21 protein-coding genes are annotated in these 17720 nt (G+C 37.0%); 10 read left to right on the top strand and 11 right to left on the bottom strand.

Going from position 1 to position 17720, the window contains the following annotated elements; genetic code table 11:
* Window positions 1–74: 74 nt before the first annotated feature.
* From miaB to groL, 9 genes are all read left to right on the top strand, one after another.
* A complete protein-coding gene (miaB, locus tag SJY37_RS02275) occupies window positions 75–1526 on the top strand; it encodes a tRNA (N6-isopentenyl adenosine(37)-C2)-methylthiotransferase MiaB (RefSeq protein ID WP_379952788.1) in 1452 nt (483 codons plus the stop codon).
* Window positions 1527–1634: 108 nt separating this feature from the next.
* The gene (locus tag SJY37_RS02280) at window positions 1635–2903 is read left to right on the top strand and encodes a sigma-54-dependent Fis family transcriptional regulator (RefSeq protein ID WP_013751165.1); all 1269 of its coding nucleotides are present in this window, start codon (window positions 1635–1637) and stop codon (window positions 2901–2903) included.
* Window positions 2904–2970: 67 nt separating this feature from the next.
* Window positions 2971–4194, top strand: coding sequence for a porin family protein (locus SJY37_RS02285; protein ID WP_298330585.1), 1224 nt, complete (start codon window positions 2971–2973; stop codon window positions 4192–4194).
* Window positions 4195–4230: 36 nt separating this feature from the next.
* A complete protein-coding gene (locus SJY37_RS02290; protein ID WP_379952789.1) occupies window positions 4231–4743 on the top strand; it encodes an LptE family protein in 513 nt (170 codons plus the stop codon).
* Window positions 4743–5666, top strand: coding sequence for a hypothetical protein (locus SJY37_RS02295; protein WP_298330592.1), 924 nt, complete (start codon window positions 4743–4745; stop codon window positions 5664–5666). The genes SJY37_RS02290 and SJY37_RS02295 overlap by 1 nt, the downstream gene beginning before the upstream one ends.
* A gap of 6 nt (window positions 5667–5672) precedes the next feature.
* The gene (secG, locus tag SJY37_RS02300) at window positions 5673–6014 is read left to right on the top strand and encodes a preprotein translocase subunit SecG (protein WP_108877017.1); all 342 of its coding nucleotides are present in this window, start codon (window positions 5673–5675) and stop codon (window positions 6012–6014) included.
* Window positions 6015–6178: 164 nt separating this feature from the next.
* On the top strand, window positions 6179–6454 hold the full coding sequence (gene groES, locus SJY37_RS02305; RefSeq protein WP_013751160.1) for a co-chaperone GroES: 276 nt from the start codon (window positions 6179–6181) through the stop codon (window positions 6452–6454).
* A gap of 35 nt (window positions 6455–6489) precedes the next feature.
* A complete protein-coding gene (locus tag SJY37_RS02310; protein WP_298330601.1) occupies window positions 6490–6840 on the top strand; it encodes a four helix bundle protein in 351 nt (116 codons plus the stop codon).
* A 46-nt stretch (window positions 6841–6886) separates the two neighbouring features.
* Window positions 6887–8518, top strand: a complete 1632-nt coding sequence (gene groL / locus SJY37_RS02315) for a chaperonin GroEL (RefSeq protein WP_298330604.1) — start codon at window positions 6887–6889, stop codon at window positions 8516–8518.
* Between the two features lie 312 nt (window positions 8519–8830).
* Here the strand turns inward: groL and SJY37_RS02320 are convergent, their stop codons facing one another.
* The 10 genes from SJY37_RS02320 to xrtF all read right to left on the bottom strand — a co-directional run bounded on the left by SJY37_RS02320 (window position 8831) and on the right by xrtF (window position 15797).
* Window positions 8831–9598: a heavy-metal-associated domain-containing protein gene (locus SJY37_RS02320; RefSeq protein WP_298330607.1), complete on the bottom strand. Its 768-nt coding sequence runs from the start codon at window positions 9596–9598 to the stop codon at window positions 8831–8833.
* Between the two features lie 5 nt (window positions 9599–9603).
* Window positions 9604–10476 (bottom strand): NHL repeat-containing protein, encoded by an 873-nt coding sequence (locus tag SJY37_RS02325; RefSeq protein WP_298330609.1) that lies wholly within the window; start codon window positions 10474–10476, stop codon window positions 9604–9606.
* A gap of 84 nt (window positions 10477–10560) precedes the next feature.
* Window positions 10561–11187, bottom strand: a complete 627-nt coding sequence (locus tag SJY37_RS02330) for a heavy-metal-associated domain-containing protein (protein WP_298330612.1) — start codon at window positions 11185–11187, stop codon at window positions 10561–10563.
* Between the two features lie 39 nt (window positions 11188–11226).
* A complete protein-coding gene (locus tag SJY37_RS02335; RefSeq protein ID WP_298330615.1) occupies window positions 11227–11997 on the bottom strand; it encodes a hypothetical protein in 771 nt (256 codons plus the stop codon).
* Window positions 11998–12151: 154 nt separating this feature from the next.
* Window positions 12152–12568, bottom strand: a complete 417-nt coding sequence (locus SJY37_RS02340) for a hypothetical protein (protein ID WP_298330618.1) — start codon at window positions 12566–12568, stop codon at window positions 12152–12154.
* A 104-nt stretch (window positions 12569–12672) separates the two neighbouring features.
* On the bottom strand, window positions 12673–13704 hold the full coding sequence (locus SJY37_RS02345; protein ID WP_298330623.1) for a transporter: 1032 nt from the start codon (window positions 13702–13704) through the stop codon (window positions 12673–12675).
* A gap of 106 nt (window positions 13705–13810) precedes the next feature.
* The gene (locus SJY37_RS02350) at window positions 13811–14191 is read right to left on the bottom strand and encodes a hypothetical protein (RefSeq protein ID WP_298330626.1); all 381 of its coding nucleotides are present in this window, start codon (window positions 14189–14191) and stop codon (window positions 13811–13813) included.
* A gap of 30 nt (window positions 14192–14221) precedes the next feature.
* Window positions 14222–14788: a DUF3347 domain-containing protein gene (locus SJY37_RS02355; protein ID WP_298330629.1), complete on the bottom strand. Its 567-nt coding sequence runs from the start codon at window positions 14786–14788 to the stop codon at window positions 14222–14224.
* Window positions 14789–14824: 36 nt separating this feature from the next.
* Entirely contained in the window at window positions 14825–15256 is a 432-nt protein-coding gene (locus SJY37_RS02360) for an exosortase F system-associated protein (protein WP_298330630.1), read from the bottom strand.
* Window positions 15249–15797, bottom strand: coding sequence for an exosortase family protein XrtF (xrtF, locus tag SJY37_RS02365; RefSeq protein ID WP_035335733.1), 549 nt, complete (start codon window positions 15795–15797; stop codon window positions 15249–15251). Before xrtF ends, SJY37_RS02360 begins: the two co-directional genes overlap by 8 nt.
* A gap of 33 nt (window positions 15798–15830) precedes the next feature.
* Here xrtF and SJY37_RS02370 point away from each other — a divergent pair, with 33 nt between their 5' ends.
* Window positions 15831–16286, top strand: a complete 456-nt coding sequence (locus SJY37_RS02370) for a GAF domain-containing protein (RefSeq protein ID WP_013751147.1) — start codon at window positions 15831–15833, stop codon at window positions 16284–16286.
* 76 nt (window positions 16287–16362) lie between these two features.
* On the opposite strand, the gene SJY37_RS02375 is transcribed toward SJY37_RS02370, so the two are convergent.
* The gene (locus SJY37_RS02375) at window positions 16363–17625 is read right to left on the bottom strand and encodes an ABC transporter permease (RefSeq protein ID WP_298330636.1); all 1263 of its coding nucleotides are present in this window, start codon (window positions 17623–17625) and stop codon (window positions 16363–16365) included.
* Between the last annotated feature and the right edge of the window lie 95 nt (window positions 17626–17720).

The following is a 17720-nucleotide window of genomic DNA, read 5'->3' on the forward strand; positions in this document are numbered from 1 at the left end:
TGCCACTTTGTCACAACTCTACATTAGACGTATCTTTGCATAATCCTTGACAAAGATTTTGGACGAATAAGCAGATGGAAAAAATAATAGAAGAACACAAACAAGGGGAAGCGCTTACACTAGAGCGCAAACTTGAGAATACAAAAAAGCTTTTTATAGAAAGTTACGGTTGCCAGATGAACTTTGCAGATAGCGAGGTGGTGGCTTCCATTCTTGCAAATGAAGGGTATAATACTACTCAAATTCTTGAAGAAGCAGATCTTGTGCTAGTAAACACCTGTTCTATACGTGAGAAGGCAGAGGTAACTGTACGTAAACGCTTAGAAAAATATCAAGCCGTAAAGCGCAAGCAAAACCCTAATATGAAAGTAGGAGTGCTAGGCTGTATGGCAGAGCGTCTTAAAAGCAAATTTCTTGAAGAAGAAAAAATAGTTGATCTCGTAGTAGGTCCAGATGCTTATAAAGATATTCCTAACTTACTTAGTGAGGTAGAGGAAGGTAGAAATGCAGTAAACGTAATCTTATCTAAAGAAGAAACTTACGGAGATATCTCACCAGTACGTTTATTAACTAATGGTGTCACTGCTTTTGTATCAATCACTCGTGGTTGTGATAATATGTGTACGTTCTGTGTCGTTCCTTTTACAAGAGGTCGCGAGCGTAGCCGTGATCCTCAGTCTATACTAGAAGAAGTACAAGATCTTGCTGAAAAAGGTTTTAAAGAAATCACACTACTTGGTCAAAACGTGGATTCATATTTATGGTATGGCGGCGGACTCAAAAAAGATTTTGACAAGGCTAGTGAAATGGCAAAAGCTACTGCGGTAAATTTTGCGCAGCTCATGGACACTGTTGCAAAGGCTCAGCCTAAAATGCGTATCCGTTTCTCTACCTCAAACCCTCAAGATATGACGCTTGATGTAATAGAGGTAATGGCAAAACACAAGAATATATGTAATTACATTCACCTGCCTGTGCAGTCTGGAAGTGATAGAATTTTACAATTAATGAATCGCCAGCATACAGTTGCAGAGTACAAAACGCTCATTGATAATATTAAAAATCTAATCCCTCATATTGGGATTAGTCAAGATATGATTACAGGTTTCCCCACAGAAACCGAAGAAGATCATCAAGGAACACTTGACCTTATCAACTATGTAAAGTATGATTTTGGTTTTATGTTCTACTATTCTGAGCGTCCAGGTACTATGGCAGAACGCAAGATGGAAGATGACATCCCGCTAGCGATAAAAAAGAGACGTTTACAAGATGTGATTGACCTACAAAGAGCAATCTCTAGAGACAACTTACTTCGCTACCAAGATCAAACGGTAGAGATTCTTATAGAAAAGGAATCAAAAAAGAATAAAGATGAGTGGAGCGGTCGTAATGATCAGAATGTCGTTGCCGTTTTCCCTAAAGGAGATTACAAAGTAGGTGACTTTGTTAATGTAAAAATTAATGAATGTACGACAGGGACACTTATAGGTGAGGCAACAGGCTACGCAGCGTACTGGCAATAGAAACACAAAGTACTGTGCTAGCAATAGTTTTTTGAGAATAACGCTTTCGCGAAAGCGCAACACATTTTATACTAATCAAATAGATACCCACTGTAATGGGCGTTTACTATGGAAGGAATACAAACCACAAAACAACGATTTGGTATCATAGGAGATAATCCTGCACTAAATCGCGCTATCGAAAAAGCTATACAAGTGGCTCCTACAGATATTTCTGTACTAGTGACAGGAGAATCTGGAGTAGGTAAAGAGAGTGTCCCGCGCATTATACACTCACTTTCTCATAGAAAACATAATAAATATATTGCTGTAAACTGTGGAGCAATCCCAGAGGGAACGATAGATAGCGAGCTTTTTGGACACGAGAAAGGTGCATTTACAGGTGCAACTTCTACAAGAAGTGGATACTTTGAGGAGGCAGATGGTGGGACGATATTTCTAGATGAAGTGGGAGAACTACCGCTACCTACCCAAGTACGTTTATTAAGAGTTTTAGAGAATGGAGAGTTTTTAAAAGTAGGCTCTTCAAAAACACAAAAAACAGACGTGCGCATCGTTGCAGCGACTAATGTGTCGATGTTTGAAGCTATCCAAGAAGGGAAGTTTCGTGAGGATTTATTTTATAGACTGAGTACCGTAGATATCCCGCTTCCTCCACTGAGAGAGCGCAAAGGAGACATTCATTTATTGTTTAGGAAATTTGCATCAGACTTTGCTATGAAGTATAAGATGCCAACGATACGACTGTCTGAAGAAGCAGTACAGCTTCTAGTTTCATATCGCTGGAATGGGAACATACGCCAGCTACGTAACGTAGCCGAGCAAGTATCTGTATTAGAAACTAACCGTGAAGTATCGGCTGCAACTATAAGCAACTATCTTCCCGACACAGGATCTAGACTTCCTGCCATCGTAAAGTCACAAGAGAAGTCTGACTTCTCAAACGAGCGTGAAATTCTATACAAGGTCCTTTTTGACATGAAAGCCGACTTGAATGATCTAAAAAAACTCACGCTCGAGTTAATGAAAAATGGAAATACCTCAGATGTACGTGAGGAGAATGAGAGCCTCATTAAAAAGATTTATGACGATGATGACGACTCATATGAGACCGTAGAGGAAGTAATGGACGTACTACAGATACCTCATAAATCACAAGCACAAGCTCCTACTCCACCTCAACCAGAACCTACCGCAGACCCCTATCATTTTGCAGAAGAAATTGAGGAAGAAGAAACACTATCGCTACACGATAAAGAGCTTGAACTTATCAAGAAATCATTAGAGCGTCACAAAGGTAAACGCAAAGTAGCCGCACAAGAACTAGGTATAAGCGAGCGCACATTATATAGAAAAATCAAGCAGTTTGATTTGTAAGTCATAATTGCAAGAGTATTTTAGTTAAAATAAATTTCATCAATCATCAATCAAAAAACTTTATTAAATGAACAAAACACTATTATTTTTAATTCTTTCATGTATTGGCATAAATAGCGTTGCACAAACGGAATACGTAAAGGGATATTTTATTGAAAATAACAACAATAAAATTGAATGCTTAATTAAAGACAATGACTGGAATAATAATCCAGAAAATTTTCAATATAAATTATCTAAAGACTCCAAGTCTTTAACGGGTGATATCAGTACAGTTAAGGAGTTCATGATTTTAAACTCTTCTAAGTATGTTAGGGCTACAGTAAAAATTGATATGTCAAGTGCTAGCGCTGATTTTTTAGATAAAAGTAGAGCTCCTATTTTTGAAACAAAAACGCTATTCCTAAATATGTTAGTTGAAGGAAACACTAGCTTATACTCTTACAAAAATGGAACTATAACCAGATATTTTTATAGTAAACCTGGGGCTGAAATCAAGCAACTTGTGTATAAGAAATTCTTAACTACAACTGGCAAAATCAGCACAAATACGCAATATAAACAGCAATTAAAAACAGAGATAACGTGTCCTAAAAACGCTACAAGTAGCCCAGAGAATGTTAGTTACAACAAGAGTAGTTTAATTGGCTACTTTATTGAACACAACGAATGCAATAATTATAGTTTTAAAAATTATAATACGGAGACAAAAGGCAAGGTCATTAACCTTTCTATAAGACCTAGAATAAACAATTCTTCCTTCTCAATTAGTAATCCAGGCGCCACCGTTAAAGAAGCTGACTTAGGCAGTAAGACAAACTTTGGTGTTGGATTAGAACTTGAATTAATCTTACCCACCAATAATAATAAATGGGCTTTCATTATTGAACCTTCATACCAAAGTTTCAAATCTGAAATAACTCAGGAAGCTGGATCTGTTTTTGGCGATGCTATTACTACATCAATTGACTATTCATCTATAGAAATACCATTGGGTCTAAGACATTATTTTTTTCTAAATGATAATTCTAAACTTTTTGTAAACGCATCATTTATTGTAGACATATCTTCAGAAACGGCTGTCGAATTTGACCCTGCAAATAATTCTTCCATTGCTCCGTTAGATGTACAGTCAGGAAGTAATATCGCTTTTGGAGTAGGCTACAAATTTAATAATAGGTATAGTGCTGAGGTTAGATATCAAACAGATAGAAATTTACTTAGCGATTTTATTGAATGGGATTCGAGTTATCAAACTACTTCCTTTATCATAGGATACACGATTTTCTAATATTTGTTTCATCATTCACTTTATAGTTTACACCACATGAAATCATTTAACAACTTCATCATTTTAATTACAACAGTCTTTTTAATTCAAGGCTGTAGCGTGTATTCATTAAGTGGCGTGTCTATAGATAAAGAAGAGACGTTTGAAGTTCGCTTTTTTCAAAACGAAGCAGCTATAGTTGAACCTGGAATCGATAGAGAGTTTACAGAACAGCTAAGAGATATTATCCAGAACCAATCTCCTTTAGTACTTACAAACAGTAATGCAGATGTAGTGTATGAAGGCGAGATAATCGAATATTACATTGCTCCACAAGCCTCTACTTCAGAAAATCTAGCAGCACAAAACCGACTTACTATAACAGTAAATGTTCGTTTTTTTAATAATACTCGCGAAGATGGTGAGTATGATTTTGAACGTAGATTTTCATTTTTCTCAGATGTACCTGGTGAAACACAATTAGTAGGTAGCGCACTGGACACTGCGCTAGACGAGATTTATGAGCGTATTACTCAAGATGTATTTAACGCATCACTAGCTCGCTGGTAATGACTACAGAACAATACACATATTTACTAGAACATCCTGACCAGATTAATACTGAGCAGACAAGCGATTTACGCACTATTATTGACGCATTTCCTTTCTTTCAAAGTGCTCATGCGCTGTATCTAAAAGGATTAAAAAACCAAGAGAGCTTTGCTTATAACAAAGCATTAAAGCGCACAGCTAGCCACACAGCAGATAGAGCCGTACTATTTGACTATATCACGTCAGAGCATTTCTTACAGACAGCGGTAAGTACTCAAATAAAAGATCAAGAAAAGCAACTACGGTCTCTAGAAGTCACAGATGCACAAGATGTATCTATTCTAGTCGAGCAAGAAGAACAAGCAAAAGCATCGCAAATTCTTGATCCAGATTTATTTGTAGAAAAGAAAGACTCTATTATGACTAGAGCAAAGGCGGAGGATACGCTTCAAGTAGGCAAGCCACTACCTTTTACAAAATCTGAAGCGCATTCATTTTCTGAGTGGCTACAACTTTCTTCTTTTCAACCCATAGATCGCTCATCTACATCTGATGACAAAGAGGTTCCTGCTCCTACTTCTACAAAAGAAGTAGTAATTAAAAAGGAAACTACAACCGCATCAAAATCTGATAATGAGGAAACTACAACTAAAGTTTCGCGAAAGCGAAAACAACAAATTATAGATTCCTTTATAGAAACAAATCCGAAAATTGGAAATATAAAGTCAATACCGGCAGATAAAAAGAAAACAAAAAAAGAATTTCTATTTTCTTCTGACGCCTTGATGACAGAGACTTTAGCACGAGTTTATGTCGAGCAAAAAAACTTTCCAAAAGCAAAACAAGCATACCGAATTTTAAGTTTGAAATATCCAGAAAAAAGTGGTTTCTTTGCAGACCAAATTCGAGCAGTAGAACAACTTGAAGAACAAAAAGATTAAAATATTATGAGTACTACGTTTTATATATTTTTAGGATTGATCATTATAGTAGCTTTCCTTCTTATTGTCGTTATTATGGTTCAAAACCCTAAAGGAGGCGGATTATCTTCTTCTTTTGGCGGTGGTGGTACACAGCAAATGGGCGGCGTTCAGAAAACAACAGATTTTCTTGACAAAGCAACATGGGCACTAGCGACTATCTTATTAGTACTTATTCTTGCTAGTAACCTAAGTATTTTTGACGGTACTATAAGAAGCGAGTCTCAAGTTTTTGATGCAGATGCTGTAGAACAAACTACACCTGCTCCAGAGCCAGTAAGTCTTCCAGATAATGGAGGAGATCAATAGACTCTCACAACATAACATATTAAAGAGCCAGCTATTTTAGCTGGCTCTTTTTTGTTATGCAAATTTGTCAGTGCATGGTGAGTGGCATAATTTCTGTCTTTTACGCTCGCGTAACCAGTTAAGGGTTACAATAACAATTCAACTCAATAATTAAATCTATAACAATGGCAATTAAAATCAAACCATTAGCAGACCGCGTTGTAATCGAGCCTGTTGCGGCAGAAACTCAAACAGCATCTGGTTTATATATCCCAGATAGCGCACAAGAAAAACAACAAAAAGGCAAAGTAGTCGCTGTAGGATCTGGAACTAAAGATCACGAGATGACAGTAGTCGTAGGTGATACAGTTATTTATGGAAAATACTCAGGTAGCGAACTCAAATTTGACGGAGTAGATTATATGATCATGAAAGAGGATGATATCCTTGCAATTGTATAATACCGCAATAAGCAATATGCTATAAGCTTTAGGCTATGAGAGATTTTAGAAAGTATAATATTTGGGAGTTAAGCCACAAACTTACTTTAGATATTTATACTGTTTCTAGAGAATTTCCTCAAAATGAAAGTTATGGCATTGTATCACAAATACGAAGAGCATCAGCTTCAATACCAACAAATATTGCTGAAGGGTGTGGTAGAGATAGTGATGCAGAATTCAACCGCTTTCTGACAATAGCAATGGGATCGGCAAGCGAAACAGAATACTTACTTATTCTATCAAAAGATCTTCAATATATAAATAATGAACATTTTGAAAATCTAAATTCAAAAGTGAACATTATCAAACAGAAGATTTATTCTTTAAAACAAAAATTAAAATAACAGCTTAAAGCTTATTGCATAAAGCTTTTCGCGAAAGCAAAGGAAAATGGCAAAAGACATAACATTTAATATAGAAGCACGCGACGGTTTAAAACGTGGTGTAGATAAACTTGCAAACGCAGTAAAAGTTACTTTAGGACCTAAAGGTCGTAACGTGATTATTTCAAAATCATTTGGCGCACCACAGGTGACTAAAGATGGGGTAACAGTTGCAAAAGAAATTGAACTGGAAGACGCTTTAGAAAACATGGGAGCTCAAATGGTAAAAGAAGTAGCTTCTAAGACTAACGATCTTGCTGGAGATGGTACAACTACCGCTACAGTTCTTGCTCAGGCAATCGTTACTGAAGGACTTAAAAACGTTGCTGCAGGAGCAAACCCAATGGATCTTAAGCGCGGTATCGATAAAGCTGTAGAAGCTATCGTTGCAGATCTTGAGAAGCAAACTACTAAAGTGGGTAACTCTTCTGATAAAATCAAGCAAGTAGCATCTATCTCTGCAAACAATGATGATGTAATAGGTGATCTTATTGCTCAAGCATTTGGAAAAGTAGGAAAAGAAGGTGTTATTACTGTAGAAGAAGCTAAAGGAACAGAAACATATGTGGACGTTGTAGAAGGTATGCAGTTTGACCGTGGATTCCTTTCTCCTTACTTTGTTACTAATAGTGAGAAAATGAGTGCAGAACTTGAGCAGCCATATATCTTACTTTTTGACAAGAAGATTTCAAACATGAAAGATTTGCTACCTGTACTTGAGCCTGTAGCTCAAACTGGAAAGCCACTTCTTATCATTGCAGAAGATGTAGACGGAGAAGCACTAGCAACATTAGTAGTAAATAAATTACGTGGAGCTCTTAAAATTGCTGCTGTAAAAGCACCAGGTTTTGGAGATCGTCGTAAAGCTATGTTAGAAGACATCGCAATTCTTACTGGAGGAACTGTAATCTCAGAAGAGAGAGGTTTCACCTTAGAAAATGCTACACTTGATATGCTAGGTACGGCAGAAACTGTATCTATAGATAAGGACAACACTACGATTGTAAACGGAGCTGGAGATTCAAAAGTTATTAAAGCTCGTGTAGGTCAAATCAAATCTCAGATTGAGACTACTACATCAGATTACGATAAGGAAAAACTTCAAGAACGTCTAGCTAAACTTGCTGGAGGTGTTGCTGTACTATATGTAGGTGCTGCTTCTGAAGTTGAGATGAAAGAAAAGAAAGACCGTGTAGATGATGCTTTACATGCAACTCGCGCAGCTGTAGAAGAAGGTATCGTAGCTGGAGGTGGTGTTGCACTTGTGCGCGCTAAGAAAGCTCTTGAAAAAATCAAAACAGAAAATGCAGATGAAGCAACTGGAGTACAGATTGTAAATCGCGCTATAGAGGCACCTTTACGTACTATCGTTTCTAACGCTGGTGGTGAAGGAGCTGTTGTTATTTCTAAAGTTATGGAAGGCAAAAAAGACTTCGGTTTTAATGCTAAAAATGGCGAGTATACAGACATGCTTAAAGCTGGTATTATCGATCCTAAAAAAGTAACACGTGTAGCCCTTGAGAATGCTGCATCTGTTTCAGGAATGATTCTTACTACTGAGTGTGCTCTTACAGATATTAAAGAAGATGCACCTGCAATGCCTCCTATGGGAGGTGGCGGAATGCCAGGAATGATGTAAGTCGCAGTGCGACAAACTTCATTTGAGTTACCTGTGGGTATATTCAATAAAAAACCTCTGCTTTTCGGCAGAGGTTTTTTTATGGTTGATGTCACGCTTTCGCGAAAGCGTACTACTTCTTTTTAAAATATTGCCAGACAGAAACTGCAATCATAATTACCAGTATTGGTAGAATAAAAATCAAATCGTACCGAACCTCAACTCCATAGTCGAGATGCTCATCTGTCAAATATACTTGAATATTATATTCCCAAATAATATAGAATACTACTAACACAATGGTGCAAATCTGGGCAGTGGTAAACTTTAACTTCATACAAGTCTTATAAGCATAATAATTGCCATTATGATCATAATAGCATTCTCAATAAAAGTTGCTTCTGTCATAGGTAGCTTTAAAGCTGTGCCTAAACATGCGCATTGAACTTCCTTTTTACTCAACAGTGTTCTAGTCACGCCCACCGTAGTAATACCAAGAATCACAATGGTGGCTATAAGTGCTATTTCTACTTGAAAACGCATTAAAAACATAAGTCCTAGTACGGTTTCGATAAACGGATAGACTTTACCATAAGCCGGTATTGTACGAGCCAGCGGATCATACATGGAAAAGCTTGTTGAAAAGCCTTTAAGATCTAGCATTTTAAAGAAGCTAAAGACAATATAAAAAAGCCCCATAAAATCTAGCATACCAGACTGCCAGCTGGCTTCTTTATAATTGAGCAATACAGATGCCACAGTGATGTAAAATAATATCAAAAGCAACGGTTTGAGTTGGTGCAATTTTGACTCTTCAACTACTTGCGCAGCTGACTCACTATTTACAAACACTCCAGAACTACTCTCTTGCTTTTCACTTATTGCTTTCGAGACCTTCTTAGATGACAAGCTATATTTTTCTGGCAAAGCATCTTGCAGTGCCTTTATAGAAATGTGATCAACCATCGTGAGGATAGCTTCTTCATCTTCTAGAGACACAATTACATTTGCAACACCATCAATATCGCCTAGCTTTTTTTCTACACCTGCTCTGCAACCATTACAGGTCATTCCCTTTACTGTATACGCTTGCTTTATCATAGTCATTAGTGATTATGGTCATCATGGTGTTCCTCCTCAAGAGGAGCTTCTACGAGCACTTCTTTTTGCTCATATACACTCAGTGACTTCCCTTTATAATTAGTTACATATAACATATCACCTACTAGCAACATATCTGTAGGTTTTAAAATAGCATCATTAATTTCTTGTTTAAAATTTCCTTCATGATCAAAAATTAAGACTCTATTATTCTCAAAGTCTGTAGAGAACACTTCTTTGTCTGAAACGTAGATACCAGTGGCTGCATTCATCTTTTGATCTTCCCCTACTGTCATCAAGTGATTTCCTTTTTTATCAAATTTTTGAAGTCTATTGTTATAAGCATCGGCTACCCAGATGGCATCATCTGTAATTTGCACGTCTGTAGGGTAGTAAAAATCTCCATCTGCCTTACCCTCTTTTCCAAATGAAGACCAAGTCACACCATCTTCAGTATATAAAATACGATTGTTATAAAAATCTGCTATAGCTATCGCATTACCTCTAGCATCTATACCAGCAGGTGCATCAAGACTATCGGTTATTGCGATAGCCTTTTTTGTAGCTCCTAACACAGACAGCACCTCATCATTACCGTATTGCGGGATATATACTATACCAGCATCTGTTGCGATATGCATAGGTCTATCTAGGGAATCTATAGATTGTTGTATATCTCCATTAAGATTTACTTGAACAACCCTATTGTGATCTCCATCACTTAGCCATAGTCCATTTTCATCTTGTGCAATCCCAATCGGGTTTATGCCTTGAAGATTAATTGTCTTGGTATGTACCCAAGCGATTTGAGTTTTTGGTTCCTCTTTACAGCTATATAGAGTGAAAGCTGCAATGAGTATAATGTATAAATTTTTCATAGTTATTTGTGTTTAAAAAAGAGAGGCAGCGGCATGTTTATCACATAACTGCCTCACTCGTCTTTACCTTAGGGGTGAAAGACACTATTGTACTAAGCGCTCATATTTACAACAAGCCGGAAGATTGTCATAAGCTCCTGCTGTTGCTTTATGAGCTTTTGTGTCGTGACCAGCCTTAGCTATTTCTTTTTGTATCGCATCTGTTGTTGTCTGGCTATTATCAAAGCTAACTTCTAACATTTGATTATTCTGATTCCAAGCGGCATCTGTTACTCCTTCTATACCGTTTGTAACTTTTAAAATACGCGCCTCACACATTCCACACTTACCTGCTACAAGCATTTTCTGAGTTTTTACAATGCTCTCTTTTGTAAGCTTTGTAGTATTCGTTTCAGAGAGTTCCACTTCACCATTAGCTCTTGTGATTTTTGAGGTAATAGGAGTATATCCAGCTTTTTCTACCTGTTTTACAACAGCATCCATCGTAAGTGCCTTTTCTGCAGGATACTCAAAACTAAAGTCGCCTGTTTCAATATCGATAGCTACTTTCTTTATTCCTTTAAACTCTTTGAATTTTTTCTCTAATCCGTATGCACAGAATGGACAACCTAGACCGTCTACTTGTACTTCAAATTGATCCATTTCCTTTTGCGCTTGCACACCCATAGTGGTAAACAAGGCCATTACTAATATTGATATTATTGTTTTCATAATGTTTAATTTAATTCTCTATATGAGATACTGTTATTATTAAAGTATAAAACGTGTTCCTAGGTATATAGAATATTTCCTCTCTACTGCCTCAGGAACGTTTTGGCTAAGCGGTACTTGAACCCCTGCTTCCCATGTCCATTGTTTTCTCGCATATTGAATTCCTTGAGCATATAGCAATTCAAATTGATCACGCTCTAAAAACCACTCGCTAGAATATTCAAAATATAAATTGAGCTGATTAACAGGATACGTAGGTTTAAGCAATGGCAATCCAAATCCTAATTTATATACCAACTTATCAAGAGATCCATCTGGCATCCAGCTATATCCTGCTTCATTAGAAATACCATATTTGAGCGATTCATAACCTGCTACCACACCATAATACCCTGAATATTTACCGGTACTTATACCCTCAATATCGAGAGCTTCTCCGGTAGGTAAGGTCTGTAATGTTTTGGCAACCATTCGGAAGGTTTTTCCCGTTCCATCTTTTCTATAAAATTGATATTTACCTACAATGTTGATGTCTCCTAATGTGCTACCGCTTCCGCGAAAATCGTCATAATCATAAGTTACGTAAGGTAAATGCACCGCTACGAGCGTGTTTGATGTAGGTAAACAATGCAGCATAAGAGGTACGCGAGTTGCTGTCCCGTCTTCTGAAACGCGTATTTCAGTAAGTGTTTTTGCTATAAAACTTCCGCCACCTAACATAATAGGTTTATCTGCGGTAAGTGGTGGTCCTTGTGAGTACGCTTTCGCGAAAGCGAATGTCACCAATAAGACTATAAATATTTTTTTCATTGTGATTCTCGTTATACCCAAAGATTGGGTAATTAGTAATAAAAGTGTAGTTACAAAAAGAGCAACTAGCTTATATTTCTATGGCATAAAAAACCATAGTGGAATCCCAAATGCGCAATGATATTGCACGAAGAGATACCTGTGTATACAGGTATTAAATTAGGTATTGATTGTAAGCAACTTGATAATCTGTAATTATCAAGGGAGGAGGGTGACTTGTGACCGATGCAGAATGTTTATCTGCTTCTACAAAAAGATATGTATAGCTGTAGGTGAAAGCTTTTAAAAATACAAGTTGATCTGTAGTAAATTGATCAAATTGCATTTTGAGCTCATCTTGACCTTCAAAAACGGTTTGCTCATTCTTGCAGCATCCCATTTTTTTGTAAGTGTCTTTGCCATACTTAGCGTCTAAGGATTGCATCATCTCACAAGGAGCAGCTTCACCAAAAATCGCCACATCAATTAAGTGATCTCCACAATAGTGCTTATCTACACTAAAAGACATCGTAGATCCTAGCACTAAAAGCGCTAAAAACAAAGATGTTATTTTATGGAAACCGTTTTTCATTAATGCAAAAATAAATAAAAGCCAAATAACAATGGTGTTACTTGGCTTTATAATAACAATTACTGTGCCTATATGATCACATATTAATTATATAGGAGCACTGATTATAATGAGTATTGTAGTCCAACTGTCACAGTCTCCTTGCGCTTGAGCTGCACTCCATTTACATCTTGTAAGAGAGGTGTAGCTACTTCAACACCTAAACGTACATTCTTTAATGCTCCTTTATAGGCGTAAAGATTAAATCCTAATCCCCCATCTATATAAGTACCACCAGAGTTTCTAGTATCTGCAGTGATTACCATAAGCGGATTCAAATCTGGATTTGCGCCATCTATTTCTGAAACTACACTTCCTTTTACACGTGCAGAAAAACTAATCCAATCTGCCGTTTTATAAGCAATCCAGTTATCAAGGCTATATACATTGCCCAATCTATAATCGCGATCATTAGTCCCAGTACGGATTACTCCATTTACTTGATTTCCACCAGAGAATCTATCTGTTTGCCACAAATACGTTGCCCCAAGAAGAGCATCTACGGTGCCGCTTCCTATCTGCATAGGATAAGGTAGTATTACTTCATTGCCATTAGATACAGGAGTAACATCCATTTCATCTATACTTCCTGTAGGTAATGACACCCCTACTTTACCGTGTAACTGCTGTCTGTTCTTATTGAAAACAGTATATAAGGCCGATAATTTGAGATCTGTGATTCCACTAGATGCTGTGCTAAATGTTCCCCCCATGGCTGTAAGGTGTTCCATATCCATAGATGTATATCCAAGCATCGCTGCAAGTGTAACTTTATCTGACACAGCATACATACCTCCTAGCATATGCATGTTCATAGGCATATCTGTAGGTGTAACCATATATTCTCCTCCATTAGGAAGTAATACACTATCAAAACTTACATCATCATTACCTCTCTTAAGATCATTCATTTGCATATTCATATATCTATATGAAAACATGAATTCTCCTTTTTTGTGAGTATGGTCACCCATAACAGATATAGGAGCATGCCCATCTGGACGATTACTTGACCATGATTGTGATAACTCTTGCTCTTGTGCGTATGTGCTAGTAGCGACTACTGCGGCGAGTAGTGCTATATATAATTTTTTCATTTATTGAATTTTAAATATTGTGTATAGTGAAGTGAACGTACTCTTTTGAGTACGCTCATAAACTGCGAGACTAGCGATATTAAAAGACTAGTATCTCTTTATAAATTCAATAAGCTTTGGGTGGTGGATCTATGCGCTCTTGGAAGGTTTTAATACTTCCCAAATGATTTGGAAAATTCTCCTTAGCAAAAGTTATTGCGGTAGATGATATATCTACCTGATCTTCATTTTGATAAAACAATGGGTAAAAAGCCTCTACAATCTGTAGTTGCTGCCCTTGAGAAAGATCTTCTTGGTCTACATCTAGAGTGAGCTGCTTAGAAAGAAAACACTTACCATTACACTGCAAGGCTGGCTTATCTGTATTAACGCAATACGTTTCTACAATGTAATCTATATTAAGTTCATAATATAGCACATACCCCACGTTTATGGCAGGACGTAGCGCAAAGAAAAAGAATATGACAAGTGCACAAGTAGATTTCAAAAATAAAGGCTCTCTATAGCTAATAGCACTTTATTGCTGTATCTCCTTATCTACTACGCCGCATTTAAGCATTTTATCACCGTAGTAAGGATTACGTATTTCTTTAGAATTTGATAACCAGTAAGCACCTTTACCTTCAAAGGCCATCGGGCAGTATTGCTTATATATAGTACCTGATATAATCTCGTTAGATAAGTACACCTCTACCTTTTTTGAAATATTTTCAAAAGCTACGCGTTGCTCTGCAGCATCCTTAGACATTGAGATAAGTGCAAGGTCATCATTTAAACCTCTTGTGATATCACTTTCAGTTTGTGATTCAAGTGTGCTCTTAAAGTTAGAAGCAATCTCTGCCGCTTCATAAGGATCTGTATTTACTAAAGCTCCTTTTAAACTCAAATAAGCTGCGTGAATTTGTGATGCTTCCTCTGTTTTAAATGTTACATCCTCAACAGCATCAGTCACATTTAAATCTTCATTTTCTGTTACTACAGCATCAATCCCTACTTGGGTAGGAGCGGTTTGCACATTAGCACCTTCTTGTTGTTTACATGACACAATTGCTAGAATAGCTATTACTAATAAAGTGTTTTTCATCTTATAACATGTTTAGACTACAAAAATACACATACCCTATTTATCAACCTTACGGTAATAAAAAAAAGCAGGTAATAAGAGAAAAATCAACAATGGCTGTATTAAGAATCTACGCACGTAGAATAACGGCAGATACTCTGAAGGGTTATGATGATGTAGTAAGTAGTAAAACGGCGATAATAATATCACCAAAACTATCAAGTAAAATATACTCGTGAATTTTAAAATACTCCTATCTGTAAAAACTGCCCATAAAATTCCGAGAGACAGTAGCATGTTAATGAAATACCTCAAGAGTACATTTAAAAAGAACTTCCCTTGCGCTAGTTCGGGCAATGCCTTATTCTGATAATCACCATGAAAGTAATCAATAAGCGGATCGTAGAATAGTTCGCTTTCGCGAAAGCGTACATACAACAATCCCAACAATAATAATCCACCTATCAGGACGCGGATTAACTTATTCATCCTTCACCGGTTTTTTATAGGAATTGATCCAACCTATCCATAACAAGAACACGGTACCATAAATTACCGCCGGAAAGATGGTTCCATGAAGTACATCTGCATATTGTGGATACTCATAAATACCTATGGTAAGTAATGCAATGCGCAAGACATTCATCCCGTAAATAAGTGCTACTCCTCCAAAAATGAATAAGAGCGTGCGCTTCATATCACCAAAGAATGCTAGCATGAATGAAATAAACAATAGCATTACACTTACAGCATTACAGCCTTCTACAACCCTTGCAAGCGTTTTCCCATTCATTGTGAGATTCATAGCAGGCTCCCATTTACTTGGCACCACTTGCATGTCATAACCTAAAGATGTGATGACAGATTGACTTTGCCTAGCAACTGTATGTGTAATAATGTCGGGAAAATAGCGACTACTACCTCCGTAGGTTAAAAATAGTTGGTAAAGCACCACAAAAACCAAATAACTTCCTATGAAGATAATGAGAAATCGAAGTACGGACTTATATTTGCGTAGTAGTTTAAGCAAGGGGCGTATTTTAACGTCTAAAATACAAGAAAAATGGCTTTTGAAGATTTAAAAATAGAAGTAAGCCGCATCGCGGATAAAAAAGAAGATAGCGCTACAAGCAAAATGACTGCAATATGTGAGTTATTGCGCGAGCGCATAGAATATTATGACTGGGTAGGTTTTTACATGGCAAACCATGAAAAGCGCACATTACACCTAGAAGCATTTGCTGGAGAACCTACAGATCACACGGTAATTCCTTTTGGAAAAGGGATATGCGGTCAGGTAGCAGAATCTAATGCAAACTTTGTAGTGCCAGACGTAAAAGCACAAGACAATTATATTGCTTGTTCTATCACTGTAAAAAGTGAAATTGTTATTCCATTATTTAAAGATGGTAAAAACATAGGGCAGATAGATATAGACTCAAGTCATGTAGATCCTTTTACAAAGGATGACGAAGATTTCCTTGAGTTTGTAAATGTACAAGTTGCAGCATTGCTGTAAGGAGTACCTACCACTAATTAAAAAGCCCCAATTCTAAATTTTAGAATTGGGGCTTTTTTATGATATAATAGAGATATTACATCCCTGTTCTTATAGCTTCTACAGGGTCTAATCGTGAGGCTCCTATTGCTGGGATTATCCCTGCAATGATACCTATGATAAATGTTGTGAAGAGTCCTAAGAAAATATTATCAAAAGATAATACGAACTCAAAGTCTCCCGCAATCTTAGAGACATCTAGCAGCCAGACAATGAGCTGGACCATGACAAGCCCGATAAACCCACCAAAAATAGATAACAATACAGATTCAAATAAAAACTGAAATAAGATGAAACGGCGCTTTGCTCCTAGCGCCTTCTGTATACCTATGAGGTTTGTGCGCTCTTTGACACTCACAAACATAATATTTGCAATCCCAAAGCCACCTACTAGTAGTGCAAAGCCACCTATTAACCAGCCCACTGTAGTAAGCACACCTATAATCCCATCAATAGCATCTGTAAAACCACTCAGTCTATTGATGAAGAAATCACTAGTTTCCCCAGCTTTTATAGACCTACCTGCTCTCATTTTCTGCTCTGCGATGGCGTAGAACTCGTCTGCATCCTCACCCTCTGCAGGTACGATGGTCATTGTAGGGAATGTAGATCTATTATTATCCCCATAAATACGTCTTATGATATTTACGGGAATTACTATTTTCTCATCTTTAGAATCTCCAAAGGCATTAATACCTTGCTTCTTAAGAACTCCAATGATTGTAAACTTTCTGCTTAAGGTTTTTATTTGTTTTCCTATTGGATCTACACCTTCACCGAAGAGGTTATCACGCAAAACAGATCCTATGATAGCAACGGGAACACCGTTTGTGGATTCTTGTTCATTAAAAAAACGTCCATCTTCAAATTCTAGTTTTTCTATTTCAAAAAGCCCTTCGGTTGCATTATCTACTTGAACACTCTCTACTACTTTCCCTTCATAACTAATCTTTTGTGAAGGAATAGACATTGTGTAATTTATAGCCCCTAAGCCAGGTAGGTTACGCTGTAAGTTCTGATAATCCTCGTAAGTAACTAGCGGAAAACGCTCTCTCTTCCAGCGTGGAACTTCTGAAGGCCCAAAAGAGATATGAGCGATAATCATACTCTCCTGATCAAGGGATGAAAGACTTCCCTTAATGTCTTTTTCAAGCGAATCTACCGCTGCTAGCACCCCGATAATTGAGAAAATCCCAACCGTTACTCCCATCAAAGAGAGAAACGTACGAAGCTTGTTATTGCGCAATGCATTTACAGCAAATCTAAAACTCTCCCCTAAGGCTCTTAAATATATTAGCATTGATTGATTTTATCTAAAGATACGAGTAAGACGCCACACACTAAAAATTGTTACAAAGTCATATCAATTTGTTAATAGAAACCCCAAACAAAAAG

Source organism: Dokdonia sp. R78006 (assembly GCF_042466145.1).
In the GTDB taxonomy this organism is placed as follows: Bacteria; Bacteroidota; Bacteroidia; order Flavobacteriales; family Flavobacteriaceae; genus Dokdonia.